At 65.9% G+C, this 18,363-nt stretch carries 17 protein-coding genes; 3 read left to right on the top strand and 14 right to left on the bottom strand.

Translation table 11 applies throughout. The features are described 5' to 3' along the window. Positions 1-244: 244 nt before the first annotated feature. Both A39O_RS34045 and A39O_RS41790 read right to left on the bottom strand, forming a co-directional pair. Positions 245-2,017: a DEAD/DEAH box helicase family protein gene (locus tag A39O_RS34045; RefSeq protein ID WP_020506055.1), complete on the bottom strand. Its 1,773-nt coding sequence runs from the start codon at positions 2,015-2,017 to the stop codon at positions 245-247. Further along, positions 2,002-2,613, bottom strand: coding sequence for a class I SAM-dependent methyltransferase (locus A39O_RS41790; RefSeq protein ID WP_020506054.1), 612 nt, complete (start codon positions 2,611-2,613; stop codon positions 2,002-2,004). Before A39O_RS41790 ends, A39O_RS34045 begins: the two co-directional genes overlap by 16 nt. A 135-nt stretch (positions 2,614-2,748) precedes the next feature. Between A39O_RS41790 and A39O_RS0117965 the strand changes: the two genes are divergently transcribed. Next, positions 2,749-2,991, top strand: coding sequence for a type II toxin-antitoxin system ParD family antitoxin (locus A39O_RS0117965; protein WP_020506053.1), 243 nt, complete (start codon positions 2,749-2,751; stop codon positions 2,989-2,991). A gap of 71 nt (positions 2,992-3,062) precedes the next feature. On the opposite strand, the gene A39O_RS0117960 is transcribed toward A39O_RS0117965, so the two are convergent. From A39O_RS0117960 to A39O_RS0117920, 9 genes are all read right to left on the bottom strand, one after another. After that, positions 3,063-3,497 (bottom strand): hypothetical protein, encoded by a 435-nt coding sequence (locus A39O_RS0117960; RefSeq protein ID WP_020506052.1) that lies wholly within the window; start codon positions 3,495-3,497, stop codon positions 3,063-3,065. An 828-nt stretch (positions 3,498-4,325) separates the two neighbouring features. Next, complete coding sequence (locus A39O_RS0117955; RefSeq protein WP_020506051.1) at positions 4,326-6,125, bottom strand: complex I subunit 5 family protein; 1,800 nt, start codon at positions 6,123-6,125, stop codon at positions 4,326-4,328. Next, positions 6,122-6,484 carry a cation:proton antiporter subunit C gene (locus A39O_RS0117950; RefSeq protein ID WP_020506050.1) on the bottom strand — a complete coding sequence of 121 codons (363 nt, stop codon included), beginning with the start codon at positions 6,482-6,484 and terminating at the stop codon, positions 6,122-6,124. The genes A39O_RS0117955 and A39O_RS0117950 overlap by 4 nt, the downstream gene beginning before the upstream one ends. Continuing rightward, positions 6,481-7,452, bottom strand: coding sequence for an MnhB domain-containing protein (locus tag A39O_RS0117945; RefSeq protein ID WP_020506049.1), 972 nt, complete (start codon positions 7,450-7,452; stop codon positions 6,481-6,483). The genes A39O_RS0117950 and A39O_RS0117945 overlap by 4 nt, the downstream gene beginning before the upstream one ends. Continuing rightward, positions 7,445-7,801, bottom strand: a complete 357-nt coding sequence (locus tag A39O_RS34040) for a monovalent cation/H(+) antiporter subunit G (RefSeq protein WP_020506048.1) — start codon at positions 7,799-7,801, stop codon at positions 7,445-7,447. Before A39O_RS34040 ends, A39O_RS0117945 begins: the two co-directional genes overlap by 8 nt. Then, positions 7,798-8,115, bottom strand: coding sequence for a monovalent cation/H+ antiporter complex subunit F (locus tag A39O_RS0117935; RefSeq protein WP_020506047.1), 318 nt, complete (start codon positions 8,113-8,115; stop codon positions 7,798-7,800). The genes A39O_RS34040 and A39O_RS0117935 overlap by 4 nt, the downstream gene beginning before the upstream one ends. Next, the gene (locus A39O_RS0117930; protein WP_020506046.1) at positions 8,112-8,687 is read right to left on the bottom strand and encodes a Na+/H+ antiporter subunit E; all 576 of its coding nucleotides are present in this window, start codon (positions 8,685-8,687) and stop codon (positions 8,112-8,114) included. Before A39O_RS0117930 ends, A39O_RS0117935 begins: the two co-directional genes overlap by 4 nt. A 25-nt stretch (positions 8,688-8,712) precedes the next feature. Continuing rightward, the gene (locus A39O_RS0117925; protein ID WP_020506045.1) at positions 8,713-9,807 is read right to left on the bottom strand and encodes a phospholipase A; all 1,095 of its coding nucleotides are present in this window, start codon (positions 9,805-9,807) and stop codon (positions 8,713-8,715) included. A 273-nt stretch (positions 9,808-10,080) separates the two neighbouring features. Continuing rightward, a complete protein-coding gene (locus A39O_RS0117920) occupies positions 10,081-11,550 on the bottom strand; it encodes a GntT/GntP/DsdX family permease (RefSeq protein ID WP_020506044.1) in 1,470 nt (489 codons plus the stop codon). 395 nt (positions 11,551-11,945) lie between these two features. Between A39O_RS0117920 and A39O_RS0117915 the strand changes: the two genes are divergently transcribed. Next, positions 11,946-13,070 (top strand): patatin-like phospholipase family protein, encoded by a 1,125-nt coding sequence (locus A39O_RS0117915; protein ID WP_020506043.1) that lies wholly within the window; start codon positions 11,946-11,948, stop codon positions 13,068-13,070. 85 nt (positions 13,071-13,155) lie between these two features. Here A39O_RS0117915 and A39O_RS42735 read toward each other — a convergent pair whose 3' ends face one another. Further along, positions 13,156-13,356 (bottom strand): GxxExxY protein, encoded by a 201-nt coding sequence (locus tag A39O_RS42735; protein ID WP_245561924.1) that lies wholly within the window; start codon positions 13,354-13,356, stop codon positions 13,156-13,158. Positions 13,357-13,876: 520 nt separating this feature from the next. Here A39O_RS42735 and A39O_RS0117905 point away from each other — a divergent pair. Beyond that, on the top strand, positions 13,877-14,083 hold the full coding sequence (locus A39O_RS0117905; RefSeq protein WP_020506041.1) for a cold-shock protein: 207 nt from the start codon (positions 13,877-13,879) through the stop codon (positions 14,081-14,083). A gap of 317 nt (positions 14,084-14,400) precedes the next feature. On the opposite strand, the gene A39O_RS0117900 is transcribed toward A39O_RS0117905, so the two are convergent. Together A39O_RS0117900 and A39O_RS34035 are read right to left on the bottom strand one after the other, a co-directional pair. Further along, entirely contained in the window at positions 14,401-16,233 is a 1,833-nt protein-coding gene (locus A39O_RS0117900) for an AMP-dependent synthetase/ligase (RefSeq protein WP_020506040.1), read from the bottom strand. A gap of 1,040 nt (positions 16,234-17,273) precedes the next feature. Further along, entirely contained in the window at positions 17,274-18,350 is a 1,077-nt protein-coding gene (locus A39O_RS34035; protein ID WP_020506039.1) for a cytochrome-c peroxidase, read from the bottom strand. Between the last annotated feature and the right edge of the window lie 13 nt (positions 18,351-18,363).

Genomic DNA, 18,363 nt, shown 5'->3' with positions numbered 1-18,363 from the left:
GTGGAATTACACCATCGCACTGGCGCGCCTCGCCGCCGATCCCGATCCCCCACCGGACTGATTCCGCGCCGGGCGCGCGTCGCGCGCCCACCGCACCCTGTCACGCTCCCGCCCAGCCGCGCCGGGGCGCTGGTGGCTGCTGACTGGGTGACTGGGCCAACAACGGTCCGCCGGTTCGGCCCCGGCCCGTCTGGACCCCGGCCACGCTGGGCCTTCCGGTCGCCAAGAACGCGGGGCTCCCACGTTACCGGACCCGCGCGTGGGATTCATGCAGGCTTGCCGAAAGGACACGTTTCAGTTGTCCGTCGCGCGCCTGGCGTGCAAAGGCAGCGAGGTCCCGGTAGCGCGAACCGACGTCGAAGAGTGCCTGCGGCTTGTTGAGAAAGCCCTGATGGTTACCGATGAAGTCCAGCACGACCAGGCGCTCCTTGCCCGCGTGGCGGCGCAGGCCGCGGCCGAGTTGCTGCAGAAAGAGGATCTTGGACTCGGTGGGCCGCAGCATCATCACGGTGTCGATGGCCGGGAGGTCCACGCCTTCACTGAACAGGTCCACCGAGAAGATGACTTGCAGGTCGCCGCACTCCAGGAGTTCCAGGGCGGCGCTGCGGTCGAGTACCGATCCACAATAGACGGCGGCGGCGCGGATGCCTTCGCGGAGAAAGCGCTCGGCCATGAAGTCGGCGTGGGCGGCGGAGACGCAGAAGGCGAGGGTGCGTTCCTGTGCCTTGTCTTTCCAATGCCGCAGGGCGTGGCGGGCGCGGCCCAGGGTGGCGAGCTTGTTCGACAGGGCGGTCGGATCGAAGCGGCCGTTGCGCCAGGGGATCTCCTGGTAGTCCACCGTTTCGTCATAGATGCCGAAGTAATGGAATGGACACAGCAGGCCCAGTTCGATTCCATCGAACAGATGACGGGTATAAACCAGGTTGTCGTCGCAGAGGCTCAGGATGTCGGATTGATCGGTGCGCTCCGGGGTGGCGGTCAGGCCGAGCAGAAAGCGCGGGTGGAAGTGTTGCAGGAGGCGCCGATAGATGGGCGCGGCGGCATGATGGAATTCATCGACCACGACATAATCGAAATGCCCGGCATCAAAGAGCCGCAGGTGCGATTCCTGTCCCAAGGTCTGAATGGAGGCGAACAGCAGGTCCGCGCCCGCGTCCTTGCGGGCACCCGTATAGCGCCCGATCCGGGCGCGGGGCCGGACGCGCTGAAAGCTGGCTTCGGCCTGGAGCAGGATTTCCTCTCGATGGGCGACGAACAGGACCCGCCCGGCTTGCATCTGTTCGCTGTCGAAGGCGGCGAGGAAGGTCTTGCCCAGTCCGGTCGCCATGACCACCAGGCCGCGGCGGAACCCGGCCGCCCGTGAATCCGCCAGCGCGGTCAGGGCTTCCCGCTGGACCTCCGTGGGCCAGGGCGCGGCGTCCTCCGGGTCATCGCTGCCGGGCGCGATCGGCAGGCGCTGCACCTTGCGGCGCTGTTCGTAGGCTTCGATCCAGTCGTGGTCCAGCGGGTAGACGGACGGGTGATCGAACAGGGTCTGAAAGGCGTCACGAATCTCGCGGAAACGGCTGTCGGCGGGGTCGGCGGGATCGGTCGTCCGGTCGATCCGGTAATTCCACTCCAGCCCGTCGGTGAGGGCGGTGCGGCTGATATTGCTGGAGCCGACGAAGGCCGCGCCCCAGACCTCGCGTACCCCGTCGCCATGGACGCAGATGTAGGCCTTGAGGTGAAAGCTCTGATCGTCCGACTGGAAGATTCGCGCGTCGGCGCCGCGCTCCGCGAGCAGCATCAGCCGTCGCAGCGCCTGGGGGTCGGTGACATCCAGATAGTCGCTGGTGAGGACACGCAGGCGGGCGCCGCGGGTCTCGACCGCATCGGTCAGCGCATTGAAGAGCAGGGCCAGTCCGCTGGATTTGATGAAGGCGACCGCCAGGTCGATCTGGTTGGCGCGGCGGATGGCGGCCAGCAGTCGGGGCAGAAAGGGATCGCGGACGCCGCCGGTGGTCAGCTGTTGGGCCATGCATCCGCCGTCGTGGTTAGGAGGGCATTGAGCCAGCGCTCTGATTCGCGGCCGGGGCGGCGGTCGCCGGTCGTCCAGGTTTCCAGTTCGGTCAAACCCTGGACCTGGGTGAGTAGGGTCGCCAGGCCGGCTTCATCGAGGTCGGTGAAGCGGCGGCCATGGTGCTCGCGCTCGCCGCTGCCGTACTTGAACGAGGCATAGAGCACGCCGCCTGGCCGCAGCGCCATGGCCAGTCGGCGCAAGACCTCCGGCAACTCGGCACCGGGCACATGCAGCAGGCTGGCACAGGCCCAGATGCCGTCGAAGGCCTGAGTCCGTTCCAGATCCTGAAAGCGCAGGACCTGGACCGGCTGACCGAGATGGGCGGCGGCCAGCGCGGCCAGTTCGGCCGAGGCATCGAAGGCGGTGACCGCATAGCCGCGCTCACGGAAGGCCAGCGCATCGCGGCCGGAGCCGCAGCCGGCGTCCAGGATCCGGCCGCCGACGGGCAGGTGCGGCAGAAAGCGGGCATAGAGCGGCGCCATGTCCACCGCGAGGGTGTCGGCGAAGAAGGTGTCGGCGTTGGCTCGGTAGTAGGCGGTCGTGTCGTCGTCCATGGGGGGCTCGGGGGTTAGTCTCTGGTTTTGTGGTCGGTTGACGGCTACTCTTATCGGTATCCGGCGGGTCTTGCTTGATCGTATGGCGGGCTTGGTCTATTCATAATTCTCAAGATCGAATCATCGAGGTGTGCCGTGGCAACGACGAGTCTCAGCTTGGAAGAACACTGGGAGGTGTTCATCAGGAACCAAGTCGTCAGTGGGCGTTACGGTTCTGCGAGCGAGGTCGTGCAGGACGCGCTACGTTACATGGAGGAACGTAACAGCAAGCTGACGGCGCTTCGGGCACATCTGGCGCAGGGCGAGACGCAGGCGCGCCAGGGCGATTTTGTACACGATTACTCCATCGACCACTTGCTGGCGGAGTCGGACACATGATGGGTTTCGCTGCGCTCAACCCATCCTACGACAATGATTGATCGAGGTCGTTGATCATTGCGCTGAGCGCATTACCACACCTCGTCTTCATCGGGATCATCATAGCGCGCCAGGGTTGCCAGCCATTCGGGCAGGCCGTCTTTGATGTCTTCTTTCAGGTCAGCCAGTGCCTGTTTATCGATCAGGCCTTTCTCATGCATGAAGGTATAGAATTTCTTGAGGCTGGCGGCGTTGCTCTTGATGCTTGCCTCGCTAGACCACATGGCCTTCTTGATGAACCAGTAGCCGAGAAACGCGTCGACTTCGGTGGCGCCGTCTTTTGCTTCTATGGCTTCTTCGTATAGCAGGAATTCGTTTACGTAAAACGCGATGTTGGAGCAGTGATTCTTGATGGTGCCGGCGGCAAGGCCCGCGGTTTTCAGCCAGGCGCTGAACTCGGTCAGCAGTTGCTTGTTCGCTTTCCTGATCGCCTCGCAGTCCTTTTCGTATTGCGCATAGTCATTCATGGTGGATGCCTGTTGTCATGCATTCGCCCCGGCGGCCAATCCTCCGCCGAAAGGCGGCGACTGGGACCGCCGACAGCCTGTCGGCTCCGGTGCGAAGCGCCGGGTTTTTTGTCGTTTTTACAGCGATTTATCAGGCTTTCATCGGTTCCGAACGCCGCCTGACGGCGGCGGGCCGGCAGGCTGCCGGCGGTCCCACTCGCGGCTTCGCCGCAGTGATGGCGAATACTATGCCAGTTTCTGGAGTGGTGTCACGCGGGCCTGGGGTAGGCGGACTATTGATAGGGGCCGGCGTTCCGCCCAGTGCCTGGACAGCAATTCCTAATTTGGGCGGCACCGCGCGACCTCTGGTGGATGCGGCGCGCGCGACCGCCGTGCCAAATCCCTGACACCGAGCGGCGCGCCTTATCCACCCTACAACGGAGCCGGTTTCGGGTGGATAAGCGCAGCGCATCCACCATCGGCCTGGAGGTTGAGGCTTTACCGTGAACGTGCGTAGTCAGGCCATCCTGGCCTGGCGGCGTCGGGGCTGGAACAGTCAGGGCTGGAAGCCCTGACTACGCAGCCTCGCATATCGGCAGTTGCGACAGTGGTCGAGAGGACTTTCATGTCCCGGGGTGGCGCGGGCGCCATGGCCGTTAGCCGGACCAGGTACGCGAAAACGCGATTTCGACCGGCTAAAGCCTCGGCCTCCGGTTGCTCGGATAGCGAAAGGACGCGGGGTGGGGGCATCTTCGCGAGCATCAAAGACCTCGATTACGATAACGACAACGACCGAGATGTCACAGGCGTTTCCTAACCGACTTGTTCAGTTGATGTGTCAATGGTTCCTCACCGCCCAACCAACATCGTCTGCACCAATGCCGCAACCAGCACCAACAGCAAGAGCCCGCCGACCGGCCATTGCCGCAACAGGCTGTCCAGTTGATCGAGTGCGCGTCCCGGCGCGGCGGTTGGCTTGATCCCTTCCGGCTCCACCGGTTTGCGCTGCTGCCGGTACCGTACGGCGATGACCAGGGCCGCGACGATCAGTACGGGCCAGAGACCAGACCAGAGTTTGTCCAGGCTCCAGGCGTCGGCCAGCAGAGCGGAGGCGGCGCCGCTGTCGGCGGCGGCCGGGCGGCCGATTTCGAGCAGGTCGACGGCGGATAGCGGCAGCAGCCCGAGCAGCAGGGCGCAGAGGGCCAGGGCGAGGACCACCAATTGCTGCACTAGCCGGGGGTGTTCGCGCGGGATTGTCGGTTGCGGCGATGCGGACAGGGCCTGGCTCAACACGAAGAACAGATAGGCGGCGGTGAGCAGGCCGCCGACCTGCACGACCAGGTACCACCACCATTGCCCGGTACCGATCGCCTCGGCGGAGAGTAGCGTTTTGACCAGATAGCCGCCGCTCGGCGGCAGGCCGATCAGTGACAGTCCAGCGAGCCCGAAGGCGAGGACGGTGAGCGGCAGCGCGCGGCCGATGCCGCCCAGCCCGCGAATCTGGTCATGGCCCAGGGCGGCGGCGATCAGGCCGGCGGCCATGAACATGGCGGCCTTGGCACAGGCGTGCGAGACCACCTGGAGCGCGCCGGCGGTTATTGCGACCGAACTGCCGCCCGCCGCCAGCGGGAAGATCAGGAACAGGTATCCGATCTGCGCCAGGGTCGAATAGGCGATGAGCAGCTTGAGCCGCGTCTGCCGCAGGGCGACCAGATTGCCGAACAGGATGGCCGCGGCGCCCAGGGCACCGAGCACCTGGGCCGCCGTCAGGGTCAGCAGTGCGGGCATCAGATCGAACCAGATCCGCAGGATCAGGAAGAAGGACGCCTTGACCACCAGCGCCGAGAGCACCGCGCTGGCCGCCGGCGGTGCGCCCGCATGGGCGGGCGGCAGCCACAGATGCAATGGGAAGAGCGCGGTCTTGGCGAGCAGGCCGACGGTCATCAGGGCGGCGGCGACGGGCACGGCGGGCGGCAAGGCGTCGGCCCCCGCGATCAGGTCAGCCAGCAGGGCGATATCCAGGGTGCCGTAGGTGCCATAGAAGAGCACCGCGCCCAGCAGATAGAGCACCGAGCCCAGGAGCGCGAACAGCAGATAACGCAGCGCCGCCGCCAGGGTCTCGGGCCGGCCGTCGAGGGCCACCAGGGGCACCGCGGAGAAGGTGAGGAGTTCCAGCGCGACGAACAGGGTGAACAGGTCCTGGCCAAGAAAGACGGTGTTGATGCCGCCCCAAATTCCGCACAGCAGGGTCCAGAAGGCGAGGGATCGGCGGGTCTCGGGCAGGCCGGCCGGGACCTGGAAGCCCCGCTGGGCATAGATGCCGACGCCCAGCAGCACCACCGCGGTGGTGAGGAGCATGACGGCCGAGAGCCCATCGGCCTTCAGGGCCACCCCCAGGGGCGGCGCCCAACCGCCCAACTGGTAATGCAGGGCCTGGTCGCCGGTCGCGACGGCGGCGGTGATTGCCGCCGCACTGGTGAGCCCCAGCAGCAGCAGCGCCAGGGCGAAGCGGCCCAGGGACCGCCCACGCACGATCAGCGCCAGCAGCAAGCCGACGACCGGCAGCATCAGCGGGATGACCAGCAGGAGGCCGCCCAGGTCCATCAGGTCCGCGAACCACGCGGCGAACAGCGGTTGGAGCGCCATCATGGCCGCCGCTCGCCGGCGGGCGCCGGGGGCGCGGGTTCATCGCCCTCCAGCGTCCCGCGCGCGCTGGTCTCGGCGAGGCGCACCAGCAGGGTGACGGCGATGGCGGTGGCCGCAAAAGCGACCACCAGTCCGGTGATGACCAGCGCCTGGGGAACGGGGTCGCCGTCGGCGCCGGTTCCGGCCAAGGCCAGGACGCCGCCGCCGCGTTGGGCGATCACGCCGAACAGCAGGAAGACACCGCTGCCGATCAGGTTGAACGCCAGGATCTTGCGCAGTGCGCCGGGCTGGCAGATCAGCCCGTAGAGGCCCAATCCGACCAGGGCGGCGGCGCAGAGTCCGAACAGGGTCGTCCCACTCATGACCGCCTCCGTGATTGGCGCTGGTACTGGGGCTCAGGCACCGGCGGTCCCGCAAGCAGCAAGCCGAGCACCGCGGTGACCGAGATGGTCAGGCCGACCTCGATGGCGATGATCAGTGGTTTGGCGTAAGCCTCCGGATAAGCCAGGAAGGCGCCAGCCAGCCGGATCCCGGCCGCCCCGATGCCGATGAAGCACAGTGGACCGACGACCAGCAGGAAACGCATGAGTCGATCGCTCACCCGCGGCGGTTCCCGCAGGCCCGCCACCATGACCAGAATCCACATGGCGGCCAAAACGGCGGCACCCTGGAACTTGCCGCCGGGATCGTCGGCGCCGGCCCAGACGAGGTGGATGCCGACCAGAATGCCAAAGGGCGGCAGCACCCTGGCCAGCAGGGGCAGTGCGCTGCCCGAGCGCCAGGGGGTCAGGAACCCCGGCCGCCCGCCCCAGCCCATCTCGGTCGACAGGGACCAGACCCCGATCAGGGCCGGCACCAGCACCACGGATTCCAGCAGGGTGTCGACCGCGCGATAGGCCATCAGCACACCGGTCACCGGATTGCCCAGCCCGGTCGCGGGCAGGTGCGCCGCCACCGCGAGGGCCTGGCTGGGGGCCGGATCGGGCAGCAGCAGGACCACGGCAGCGAGCCCGGCGGCAATGGCCGCGCACAGGACGCCGACCAGGACGCGCAGCCCAAGGCCCGGTCTGCGCTGGTGCTCGGCAGCCTCGTAGGGAGCCAGTCGGGCCGCCGCGCCGAGCAGCAGGAGGCCGGTCAGTCCGCTGCCCAGGGCCGCCTCCGTCATGGCCACGTCCACCGCGGCGAGCCGCACCCAGATGAGGGTGAGCAAGAGCCCGTAGGCGACGAAGCCGACCGCGGCGCCGTAAGCCGCGCGGGCAGCGGTGATCCACAGTGCGAGACCCAGGACCAGCAGGACCAGGGCGGCATCCACCACCAGCGCGCTAGTCATGGGAAGACGCCTCAGGAGCATTCGGGTGACCAACCGGCGAAGCATCCGGCGTCCGGGCCTGATCCCACTCGGGCGGACGCACGGCCTCGGCCAGGAGTTGGCCGACCGTGGCCCCGGACAGCAGCGCCAGCAGCCAGACCGCGATCAGGCCGATCCAGCCGAAGGGCGCCGTGGCCTGAGGCAGCAGGCCCAGCACCACCAGTCCCAGCCCCAGGTTGTCCGCCTTGGTCAGCGCATGGAGCCGGGTCAAGGTGTCGGGGAAGCGCAGCAGTCCGACCGTACCGGCGAGAAAGAAGATGGCGCCAAGGGTGACCGCGACGATGGTGAAGAGATCCAACGCGAGGCTCATTCGGGCTCACTCCGCGCCGCGCCCTGGGTGCCCGCGGCGGAATCCGCGGCCGGCGCTTCACTCGCACGGCCGGCGCCGGTGACGAACGCGACCGAGCCGAAGGCGGCGAGCAGAGCCAGCAGGAGCCCCACCTCGGACACCGAACCGACCCCGGTGGCGACGCCCAGCAGCAGCAAGGCAGCAACGCCGCCGGTGCCGAGCAGTTGGGCGGCCAACATCCGGTCCGCGTTGCCGGGGCCGCGCAGAATTCGGACCAGCCCCAAGGCGACAGTCCCCAGGATAAAGGCCGCGGCGCCGAGCAGAAACGCGGTCATCGACAGCCCCCGCCGCCGCCCCGCACCCGCGCGAGCAGCGCCTCGTCGCGGGCGAGCCCGGCCGCGACGGGTTGATCGAGATCCAGGCAGTGATAGACCAGCGCGTCATCGGCCCCGGTGCCGACCGGCAAGGTGCCCGGCATCAGACTGGTGACCGCACCGAAGGCCGCCCGCCCGGTGCCCGGCGCGAGGCGCACCGGGTAAGCCAGATAGCCGGGGTTCAGCGGCAGGCGCGGGTCGAAGGCGCGGCGTGCCACATCCACCCCGGCGACCATGGATTGCCAGACGAAATGGACGGCGAACCGCGCGAGCGCGCCGACGTGCAGCCTTTTCCGGGCGGGCGGCAGGAGACGCAAGCTGACCCAGGCGGCCGCGGCGGCGGCCAGGAGGCCGACCACCAGATCGGCGGCCAGATCCGGCGTGCTCGGGGTGTCCGTGCCGGGGCGGGCCAGCAGCAGCCAGAAGCCGAAGAACCCGGCACCGCGCGCGAGTGCGGCGAGCACGGACGGTGTGGCGGCGGTTGGATCCTGATCGGTGAACGTCGGGCGACCGGGGAGTCGATTCGCGTGCATTACGGTAAACCCTTGGCGACTGCCGTCATTCCTGTGGCTCCGGGCCATCCAGCAGGTCGTTCAGCGCGACACCGATGCCCACCGAGTTCTGATTCCAGTTGTAATCGATCATGCTGTCGCCGTAACCGGTGAAGGCCTGGATGTAGCCGCGCAGTGGACCGAAGATCGGCGGCGAGGTCCAGGAGAACTGGGCGGCGCCCTTGCCGGTGTCGAGATTCCCGCGGCCGGTGAAGGCAAAGCTGTGACCGCGCCATTTGTAGACTGCCGTGATGTCGCCGTAACCGAAATAGTCCTCGATGTCCGGGTTGTCATCGTCCTGGTTCTCCTCCGGAAGGCGATACCAGGTCCGGAGCAGAAGTGCGAGGTTGCCGCGCTCGACACCGAACTCCGCGATCAGACGGTCCCAACTGCGCGAGATCGGGTCGGCACGGCCGTTGGATTGGTGGGTGTAGCCGATATTGAACAGTTCCCAACGCCAGCCCCAGAACGCGATCCCCGGCCGGAAGCTGCCGATCAGCTCAGGCATATAGTTGTTCTCGCGAAAGGGGCGCGAGAGTTCGCCGTTATAGACCTGCCACTGGCTCTGCTGCGTATAGGCCGCCCAGACGCCGAAACGGCGATCCTCGGTGCTCCACAGCCGCGCCTTGAAACTGATCTGAAAGCGTGCTTCGGTCGCGTCCAACTCGGCGTCCGGGGCCTGTGCCGCATCGAACAGTTGTTTGAACGGCGTATTGTTCGGCTGGCTGGAAAACCGGGCAACCTGGAGATAATTGGGTCGATAGAACGCAATGGTGTAGCGGCTGGAGTCGGGAGTGAAGCCCCAGGCGTTGTCGATCATTGACGGTGGCGCCGGCGCCGCGGTCTGGGTTGAGCCGGCGGTCAGCGGGGCGGCCGGCGCCGTCATGGGTGCGCTTGGCGGCGCCGTGTCCAGGGCGGGAGCGGTGGGGCGTCCGCTGGCACGATCGTAACAGGCCAGCCGCTCCCGATCGGCGGTCACCGCGGCACAGCCGGCGAGGTCGGCCGGCAGGGACCGCGCGCCGACCGGGGCGCAGCAGGCCGTGCCGAGCCCGATCAGGATGAGCAGTGCGGCCGGACGCTGCCGCTGCAAGCGAGTGTTCATACTTCAGGGTTACTAGAGTTCATGGGTGTACAAGATTCCTGCGCGGGCCTGATCCGGCGAATGACCATGGAGGGAACATCAAGCCACCCCGGAAGATGAAAGTCCCCCGTGGGAGCGGCGTCCCGCCGCGATGCGGTGCCGCGGTGACCGCGAACGCTGCGGTGACACGCCCGACCCCATCGCGGCGGGACGCCGCTCCCACAGGGTCGCTGCGCGACTTTCACCTTCCATGCGCCGCCGGGATGTTGATTCCAGGGAATCGCCATCAACCGCTCAAAACGAGCCGAACATCGTGCCGAGCACAATGATTGCCGCCAGCGCGATGATGGCGCCCACAATGGCGACCATCACCATATCAAAATAGCTTTCCTTGTGGGTCGAGCCGCAGACCGCCAGCAAGGTGACCACGGCGCCATTGTGGGGCAGACTGTCCAGGGTGCCGGCGCCGATCACCGCCACCCGGTGCATGAGCGCGGGATCGATGCCCAGTTCCGCGGCGAGCTGCATGTAGGTCGAGCCGAGTGCTTCCAACGCGATGGTAAGCCCGCCCGAAGCCGAGCCGGTGAGCGCGGCCAGCACGTTGGTGGAGACCGCCAGCGAAACCAGCGGGCCGCCCTCGATCCCGAGCACCCAGGCGCGTACCAGTTCAAAGGCGGGGAGCGCGGCCACCACGGTGCCGAAGCCGACCAGGCTGGCCACGCTGATCACCGGCAGCACCGAGGCGTTCAGACCGGCGTCCACGCTCTCGCGCAGTTTGGGCAGGCGTTTCCAGTTCAACGCGAGCAAGGTCAGGATGGCGGCGATGAGCGCCACGATCACCGACCAGATGCCGCTTACCGCGGCCGGTGAGGTGGGACCCCAGCGGTCTTCGGCCAGGTAGCTCAGGTCCAGGCGCGGCAGGATCAGCAGGCTCATCACCAAATTGACCGCCACCACCACGAGCAGCGGCAGAAAGGCGATGAAGGCCGGAGGCAGCGCGGGGCTGGCCTGGCCCCGCTGCACCTCGGCCGGATCGAAGGCGTTTGCCGTGGTGGCGCGCTCCCGCACCAGTGGGTCATTCGCGGCCTGATCGGGCGCCAGTGCGATACCCAGGTTGCCGCCATACCCGATGCCTTTGCGGCGAGCCGAGGCTTCCGCCCGACCCAGCCACCAGAGCCCGAACAGCAGCATGATGGCCGCGGCGATCAGCCCGAGACCGGGCGCGGCAAAGGGCGTGGTGCCGAAGAAGGGCATGGGGATGGCATTCTGGACGGCCGGGGTGCCCGGCAGGGCGGACATGGTGAAGGTCGAGGTGCCGAGCGCGATGGCGGCCGGCATCAGTCGACTCGGGATGTTGGCATCCCGAAACAGCGTCTGCGCCATGGGTGCCAGCACGAAAAACGCCACGAACAGGCTGACACCGCCATAGGTGACCATGGCCCCGGCCAGCACTACCGCGAGGATGGCGTGCCGCGGCCCCAGGCTGTTGCCGATGAAGCGGGCCACCGATTGCACCGAGCCGCTGTCCTCCATCAGTTTGCCGAACAGCGCACCGAGCAGAAAGATGGGAAAAAACTGTGCTAGAAATCCGGCGGCACCGCCCATGAAGGTCTGGGTCCAATGCGCCAGCAGCGGCTCGCCCGCGAACAGGGCGGCGATCAGGGCCGCGACCGGGGTCAGCAGCAGCACGCTCCAGCCGCGATAAGCGAGCCAGATGAGGAGTGCGAGTCCCAGCAGAATACCGATCAGGCCCATGGTGAACATCCCCCTTGCTACAGACTCCAAAACAGACTTTGGTCGTGGGGACGTTGGTCGCGCCGCGACGGGCCTGAACTCTAACATCGGTTGGCGGGCGTCGCCATAAAGGGTCTCGATCGTGGTTCCAGCCACAAGAAAACCGGTTGAGGCTTTCCCGTGCAAGTCGCCCGGCGACCCCGTGGGAGCGGCGTCCCGCCGCGACGGGCCGGGAGCGAAGCCGCAGCGCTACGATTACCGCGGCACCGCATCGCGGCGGGACGCCGCTCCCACGGGGGTATGAACGACTGCCGGGCACCGGCCGCGACGATGATCGAGATCCCTGAATACCCTCTCCCGCGGGCCGGGCGCTGTCACACCTGCAAGATTGCCACATGGCGTAGGGGTCGAGTAACCTTGATCCCATGTCAAACTTTACAGAGCCCTCGGGGGCCGCCATGACCACCGCAGTCAAGAAGATCGACCTCGGCCTCCAGGGCGGCGGCGCCCACGGCGCCTTCACCTGGGGCGTACTCGACCGTCTGTTGAGCGAAGAGCGGATTCAGATCGAGGGGATCAGCGGCACCTCGGCCGGGGCGATGAACGCGGTGGTCGTCGCCGATGGTCTCGCGCAGGGAGGGCGCGAAGGCGCGCGCGACGCGCTGAAGCGGTTCTGGCGCGCGGTCAGCGAGGCCGGGAAAACCAGCCCGATCCAGCGCACCTGGGTCGACCAGATGCTCGGGCGCTGGTCGCTCGATTACTCGCCCGGCTATATCGCGATGGATCTGATGAGCCGGCTGGTGTCGCCCTATGAGATGAACCCGCTGAACCTCAATCCGTTGCGCGACCTGGTGGCAAGTCTGGTGGATTTCGATCGGGTCAACCACTGCAAGTCCGTGAAACTGTTCATCAGCGCAACCAATGTCCGCACCGGCCGGCCGCATGTCTTCAAGTCACCGGACATCACGGTCGATACGGTCATGGCCTCGGCCTGTCTGCCGTTCGTCTTCCAGGCGGTCGAGATCGACGGTGAGGCGTACTGGGACGGCGGTTTCATGGGCAATCCCGTCCTCTATCCGCTGATCGACGAGACCACCGCGCGCGATCTGGTGATCGTCCAGATCAACCCGCTGATTCGCGAGGGCGTGCCCCGGACCGCCCGCGACATCCTCAATCGCATCAATGAAATCGACTTCAATTCCAGTCTGCTGAAGGACATTCGCGCCATCCTCATGCTCAAGATGCTCGGTGCCGCCCCGGAGCACCAGGATGAACGCCTGCGCGACCTGGCGATCCACCGGATTCACGCTGAGCATGACTTGGCCGATCTCGGTGTGTCCTCGAAGATGAACGCCGAGTGGGCCTTTCTCGAACACCTGCACGACATCGGCCGGCGCGCCGCGGAGCGCTGGATCAGCGAACATTGGGAGGATCTCGGCGTCCGTTCGACCTATCCGCTCGATCACGTCCTGTGGGGTCTCGACCCCGTCATGCGAGGCGCCGCCCGGGCCGCCGCTTTCCCGTTCGAGGCGAAGGGCGACGCGCCATGAGCGGCACAACGGCCTGCTGGCGCTGGCCGGGATTAAGATCAAGGTCTTCGCGCGAGATACTTTTCTCCCCGTGCTCGCGCGAAACCTATTCCGGTCCCCGGTTAATCCGGAGCCGCGACGATGCAGTATCAAGGTGATGATTGACGACCCGCTTAACGCCTTCCTTGAAAGTAGACGCACCAAAATTAATGAGAAGCCCGAGTGGGAGATTCATCAGGCGCAGATAGGTCAAGACTTGCTTGGCGTGAACTGCGGCAAGTTGTTCCACCGATTTCAGTTCGATCAATAAAGCCACCAATGATGTCTGTAACCAGGGGAGTCTCGCGCGAGGATCCGGACGAAGAAGGGTCTCACGCGAAGGCGCGAAGGAAGAAAGCGCACAACTCATCGCGTGCCGTTCATCACCGGACGCTATCGCTCTCCCCCCACATTTCGTCATCGCAAATATTAGATTATCAAATCTCACTTATCTTTCTTTCTTCTTCGCGTCTTCGCGCCTTCGCGTGAGTCATTCGGACTATCGGTTCAGGTGTCCGCAGGGTCGGGGCGCCCGCGGCACCGCCGGGCGTGCGCACTCGATGCGTGTGCTGGTCGACCACCGGGATGCCTGGCATCATGATCCGGCCCTGGTCTCGTTGGCGTCACCGTCCCTGCCAAGCAGAGCCAAGTATTTAAGTAATTTATAATAAAGATGTTGTTTTGCAATAGGTCCGATGGTAGTTTCCGATTGCTGACTCGTAGTTCAGTCGGTACAACGCGCGCGGCTTGGGTCGCGCCAATCCATCCGATCGATAGAGGGTGCGAGCATGTTGACCGGTACGGTAAAGATATGGAACGCGGATAGGGGGGTCGGTTTCATCGCCCGGGATGACGGTGGTCACGATGTGTCGGTACGATCCAATGCATTGATGACGAACGGCTTCAAGGCGTTGGCGACAGGCCAACGGGTGCGGTTCATCGTCGAGCGCGGCGACCGCTGTCCGCGGGCAGGCATCGTCGAGCCACTCATGTGATCTTCGGCGTTTCTTGGGAGTAAGGCTGCCGGCAAAATCCGCATGGCTGTTGGGGCGACTGGAGGGGCGACTTCAGTCGCCCCTGAACGTAGGTCGATCCTCTCCCGAAAATCACCTCAGGTGCTTTCTCTGGCGTTGACCATCGTTCCGGCCTCGCGCACTGGAGGTCGAGGCTTGACCGCGAAAGTGCGTAGTCAGGCTATCCTGGCCTGGCGGCGTCGGGGTTGGAACAGTCAGGGCTGGAAGCCCTGACTACGCCGTTTCCGTCAAAGCCGAGCAAACATCCGGCGTGTCCTGCACGACTCTTTATCCTCCATTCAAGACGGATCCTGTGGGACCTCCCGATGCCGGTAGAGTTGGCGTATGACCGGCGCGAACCGGGTCTCCAGGTCGTAGCGCTTGACCTTGGTGGTCGGCGTGATGAGACCATTCTCGATGGTCCAGGGCTCCAGGCTCAGGTGCACCGCGCGCACCTGTGCGTAGCCCGGGAACGGCCGGAGACGCTCCCGCACCCGGGCCAGGATGGCAGCGACGGCCGTCGGGTGTTGCAGCGCGGTCGGTGCCCGCGGATCGAGCCCAAGACCCTCGGCCAGGGGTGTCCAGAGGTCCGGCTCCAACACCAGCAAGGCCGCCAGATAGGGGCGTCCCTCGCCCAGGACCATGGCCTGAGCGAACAGCGGGTCCATGGTCAGGGCCATCTCCATTTCGACGGGGGACACCTTCTCGCCCGCCGAGGTGACCAGAATCTCCTTCAATCGTCCGCGGATATAGAGGTAGCCATCCCGCACCTCCGCCACATCGCCGGTGCGCAGCCACCCGTCCGCGTCGATCATGCCCGCCGTCGCCTCGGGGTGGTTCCAGTAACCCAGCATCATTCCCGGCGTGCGCACGAGCAATTCATCCGCCGGTCCGCTACGGACTTCCAATCCGGGCAAGGGGCGGCCGACTGAACCTGGGATGCAGTCCTCCGGCCGGGTGTTGCTGAGCACGGGGGAGGTCTCGGTGAGCCCGTAGCCCTCGGTGAGCGGCAGTCCGAGCCCGATGAAGAACCGTGCCACCACCGGCGAGAGGGGCGCACCGCCGCTGACGGCGACCCGCAGGCGACCGCCGAGCCGATCCAGCACCTGCGCGGCGACCAGGCGCCGCAGCAGGCGCAAGGTCAGGCGCTGAACCACTCCGAGCGCCGGGGCCTGCCCCTGGCGCGCGCGGAATTGTCGCCAACCCAGGTCGACGGTGGTGTCGAACAGCCGCCGTTTGAGACCCCGTTCGCCAAGCCGGGTCTGGATGGCCAGGTAGATCTTGTCGTACACCCTGGGCACCGCGAGCAACACGGTCGGGCGCACGATCAGCAGATCCTGGCGCAATAACTCGACCGAGCGTGCGAAGCTGATCCGGCTCCCCGCCATCATCGGCAGGTAGTAGCCGACCGTTCGCTCAAAACCGTGCGCCAGCGGCAGGAAGGAGAGGAAGCTGTCCGTGGGCCAGGCCGGAATGCGGCGCAGCACGGCCTCCGCCGTCCAGAGGATGCCGCGATGCGACAGCATCACCCCCTTGGGTCTCCCGGTCGTTCCCGAGGTGTAGACGATGGTGGCCAGGGTGTCCGGTGCCGTGACCCGCTCCGGCCCAGCGGTTGCGGTGTCCGGCAGCCAGTCGGTGAGGTACCGGACGCTCTCATCCTCGGTGGGGACCTCGCGCAGCAGACAGAGCACCCGCCGCAGCTCCGGGAAGGATTGACGCCTGGAGGCGAGGGCCGACCAGCGGCGGTCCGAGTCCAGGAGCAGCAAACGGGCCCCGGAATCGCCGAGGATATGCGCCAGATTGTCCGGGCTGTCGGTGATGTAGAGGGGCACCGGGACCAGGCCGAGACCAAGTGCGGCCTGGTCGAAACAGACCCAGTCGACACTATTGCGCAGGCTCAGCGCCACCCGGTCGCCGGGTTGCAGCCCTTCGCCCGCCAGTCCCTGTTGCCAGCGTGCGACGCGTGCCGCGACCTCCGACCAGGTGTAATCGCGCCAGGTCTTGTCCTCGAACTGCTGGTAGGCGACCGCCGCGGGGGACTGCGCGACCCGCTGCCGGAAGAGCCCTGGAAGGGTCCCGGCCGCATCGCAGCCGATGCAGCCAATGGGCGTGGAGGATTCATTGAGGTGCATGGTATGACCCCTTGTGGATTGCCTGAAACCGTTGCGGTTCACCGGCAGGGCGCAGGGTCCCGAGGGTGTTTGTCGGTCGGTGATGCGACTGCGCTGCCTCGGTCCGCAACGCCATGGGCGCTGCTCGCGCCGCGGTCCTATTTGTAAGCAGTATAGGCATCCAACGTGATCATCGGATGTAGGGGCGGGTTTTAAACCCGCCTTGCGCCAAGGTCCTGTTCGGATATCAGGTGTGAAGGCGGACCTTAGTCGTCGTTCCGGCCGCAAGAAGACCGGAGGTCGAGCCTTACCGTGAAAGTCGCGCAGCGACCCTGTGGGAGCGGCGTCCCGCCGCGATGGGGCGGGCCGTAGTCCTACCCGTTCGAGGTCACCGCGGCACCCATCGCGGCGGGACGCCGCTCCCACGGGGGACATTCATCTTCCGGGGTGGCTGATGTTCCTTTGGTTTTTGCGGTGTCGCGTTGCCTGATGGTTCGCTGACAAGGCCGCACAGGGTGTGGTCAACCGCGTGGCGTTAGGCTGCACTCAAGGTCGCGATCAGCCGCGGCCGGGTCGCTTTCAACGCAACGATAGGAGCGCGAACCGATGAATGCACATGCGATCACAGGTCTTGAGAATACCAATCCGCCGCGGGCGAAGGCACCGTTTCGCAGGAGAGGCGGCGCGGCATGGGTCGGGAATCGGCGGATGGCGGAGCCTGGCTATAACGCTGCCAACAGTGCTCTCCCGATCGGGAAGGAGGGACTGATCTCGGAAGCCTCCTCAATTGAGGAGGCGATGGCACGATTCGTTGATGCAAATCCCGCACAACTCTATCGTGGCGGAGCATGATCGCAATCAATAACGAGTCGGAAATATCATCTCGATTACGACAACGACAACGACCGAGACGCCAAAGACGTTCACTCATGGACTTGTTTGATCCGGCTCCCGCGCTCCAGCGAGGGAGCAAGCGCGACACGGAAGGCGTCGCGTGGTGCCACGGGCCGCTGGAGCGGCCGGACTGCATTCCCACGCTGGAGCGTGGGAACGAGAAGCGCTTAACGATGCGCTTTGACCTTCAGGTGCGGGTCAACCGGCGGGATTACGCTCATGTTCGGCGTTCCCGGCAGCCGCGGCAGCGCCATCTCCGGGAACTCGCCGGTCAGCGCGTTGAGGAAGGCCACCAGGTCCGCCGTCTGGGCCTCGGTCAGGTCCTTGTTCAACTGGACCTTGGCCATGACCTGTACTGCCATGTCCAGGGTGGGGACCTGGCCGTTGTTGAAGTACGGTGCCGTCAGGGCGATGTTGCGCAGCGTCGGTACCCGGAACAGGTGCCGGTCGGCGGCCTTCTTGGTGACCTCGTAGCGGCCCGGATCCTTGGTCAGCTTGTACTTGGCGTCATAGGCACTGCCCGGATAGGTGGGAAACTTCATGAAGAAGCCCGTTCCGATGGGCAGCGTCGGGCCGCTGAAGTTGGCCCCGGAATGGCAGGAGGTGCAGCCCAGGGTGTCGAAGGTCTCCATGCCGCGGATTTGCTGTTCGGTCATGGCGGTAGCGTCGCCCTTCACATAGCGGTCATAGGGCGAATTGGGGGTGATCAGGGTGCGCTCGAAGGCGGCGATCGCCTTGACTGCATTGTCGCCGGTGACCGGGTTGGTCTCGCCCGGAAAGGCGGCCTCGAACAGCGGCTGGTAACCGGGAATCTTGGCGACCCGGGCCATGGCTTCGTCCAGGCTTGCCATGCCCATCTCGATGGGGTTGGCCACCGGTCCCTTCGCCTGATCCTCCAGGGTGGCGGCGCGCCCATCCCAGAACTGAACCGAGTAAAAGGCCGCGTTCCAGACGGTCGGTGCGCTCCGCCCGCCGCGGGCGTCGTGCATGCCGATGGAGTTGGGGCGGTTGTCGTCCCCGCCGGCCATCACATTGTGGCAGGAATTGCAGGACAGGGTGCCGTGCTCGGAGAACCGCGGATCAAAAAACAGGATCTTGCCGAGTTCGATTTTGGCTTCGTTCGGAGGGTTATCCGCCGGGAACGGGGCTTGATCAGGCAAAGCCTGCCAATCGGCCGCGAGAGACGGATTGGCGACGCTGAGGGTCATGAGACTGCCGAGCAGCAGAGTGGCTTTCAAACGCATGATGAATCTCCTT

Origin of the sequence: Lamprocystis purpurea DSM 4197 (genome assembly GCF_000379525.1) — a bacterium.
GTDB classification, from domain to species: Bacteria; Pseudomonadota; Gammaproteobacteria; order Chromatiales; family Chromatiaceae; genus Thiodictyon; species Thiodictyon purpureum.
The sequence above is the reverse complement of the archived record's forward strand: the minus strand, read 5'-3'. Positions and strand labels throughout refer to the sequence as shown.

Excerpts from the sequence above, each read along its gene's own strand:
- A39O_RS0117915 (WP_020506043.1), top strand. The coding sequence starts at position 11,946 with ATGTCAAACTTTACAGAGCCCTCGGGGGCCGCCATGACCACCGCAGTC.
- A39O_RS0117950 (WP_020506050.1), bottom strand. The coding sequence starts at position 6,484 with ATGAGTGGGACGACCCTGTTCGGACTCTGCGCCGCCGCCCTGGTCGGA.
- A39O_RS0117905 (WP_020506041.1), top strand. The coding sequence starts at position 13,877 with ATGTTGACCGGTACGGTAAAGATATGGAACGCGGATAGGGGGGTCGGT.
- A39O_RS0117935 (WP_020506047.1), bottom strand. The coding sequence starts at position 8,115 with ATGACCGCGTTTCTGCTCGGCGCCGCGGCCTTTATCCTGGGGACTGTC.
- A39O_RS41790 (WP_020506054.1), bottom strand. The coding sequence starts at position 2,613 with ATGGACGACGACACGACCGCCTACTACCGAGCCAACGCCGACACCTTC.
- A39O_RS0117930 (WP_020506046.1), bottom strand. The coding sequence starts at position 8,687 with ATGCACGCGAATCGACTCCCCGGTCGCCCGACGTTCACCGATCAGGAT.
- A39O_RS0117945 (WP_020506049.1), bottom strand. The coding sequence starts at position 7,452 with ATGACTAGCGCGCTGGTGGTGGATGCCGCCCTGGTCCTGCTGGTCCTG.
- A39O_RS0117920 (WP_020506044.1), bottom strand. The coding sequence starts at position 11,550 with ATGTTCACCATGGGCCTGATCGGTATTCTGCTGGGACTCGCACTCCTC.
- A39O_RS34045 (WP_020506055.1), bottom strand. The coding sequence starts at position 2,017 with ATGGCCCAACAGCTGACCACCGGCGGCGTCCGCGATCCCTTTCTGCCC.
- A39O_RS34035 (WP_020506039.1), bottom strand. The coding sequence starts at position 18,350 with ATGCGTTTGAAAGCCACTCTGCTGCTCGGCAGTCTCATGACCCTCAGC.
- A39O_RS0117925 (WP_020506045.1), bottom strand. The coding sequence starts at position 9,807 with ATGAACACTCGCTTGCAGCGGCAGCGTCCGGCCGCACTGCTCATCCTG.
- A39O_RS34040 (WP_020506048.1), bottom strand. The coding sequence starts at position 7,801 with ATGAGCCTCGCGTTGGATCTCTTCACCATCGTCGCGGTCACCCTTGGC.
- A39O_RS0117900 (WP_020506040.1), bottom strand. The coding sequence starts at position 16,233 with ATGCACCTCAATGAATCCTCCACGCCCATTGGCTGCATCGGCTGCGAT.
- A39O_RS0117955 (WP_020506051.1), bottom strand. The coding sequence starts at position 6,125 with ATGATGGCGCTCCAACCGCTGTTCGCCGCGTGGTTCGCGGACCTGATG.
- A39O_RS0117960 (WP_020506052.1), bottom strand. The coding sequence starts at position 3,497 with ATGAATGACTATGCGCAATACGAAAAGGACTGCGAGGCGATCAGGAAA.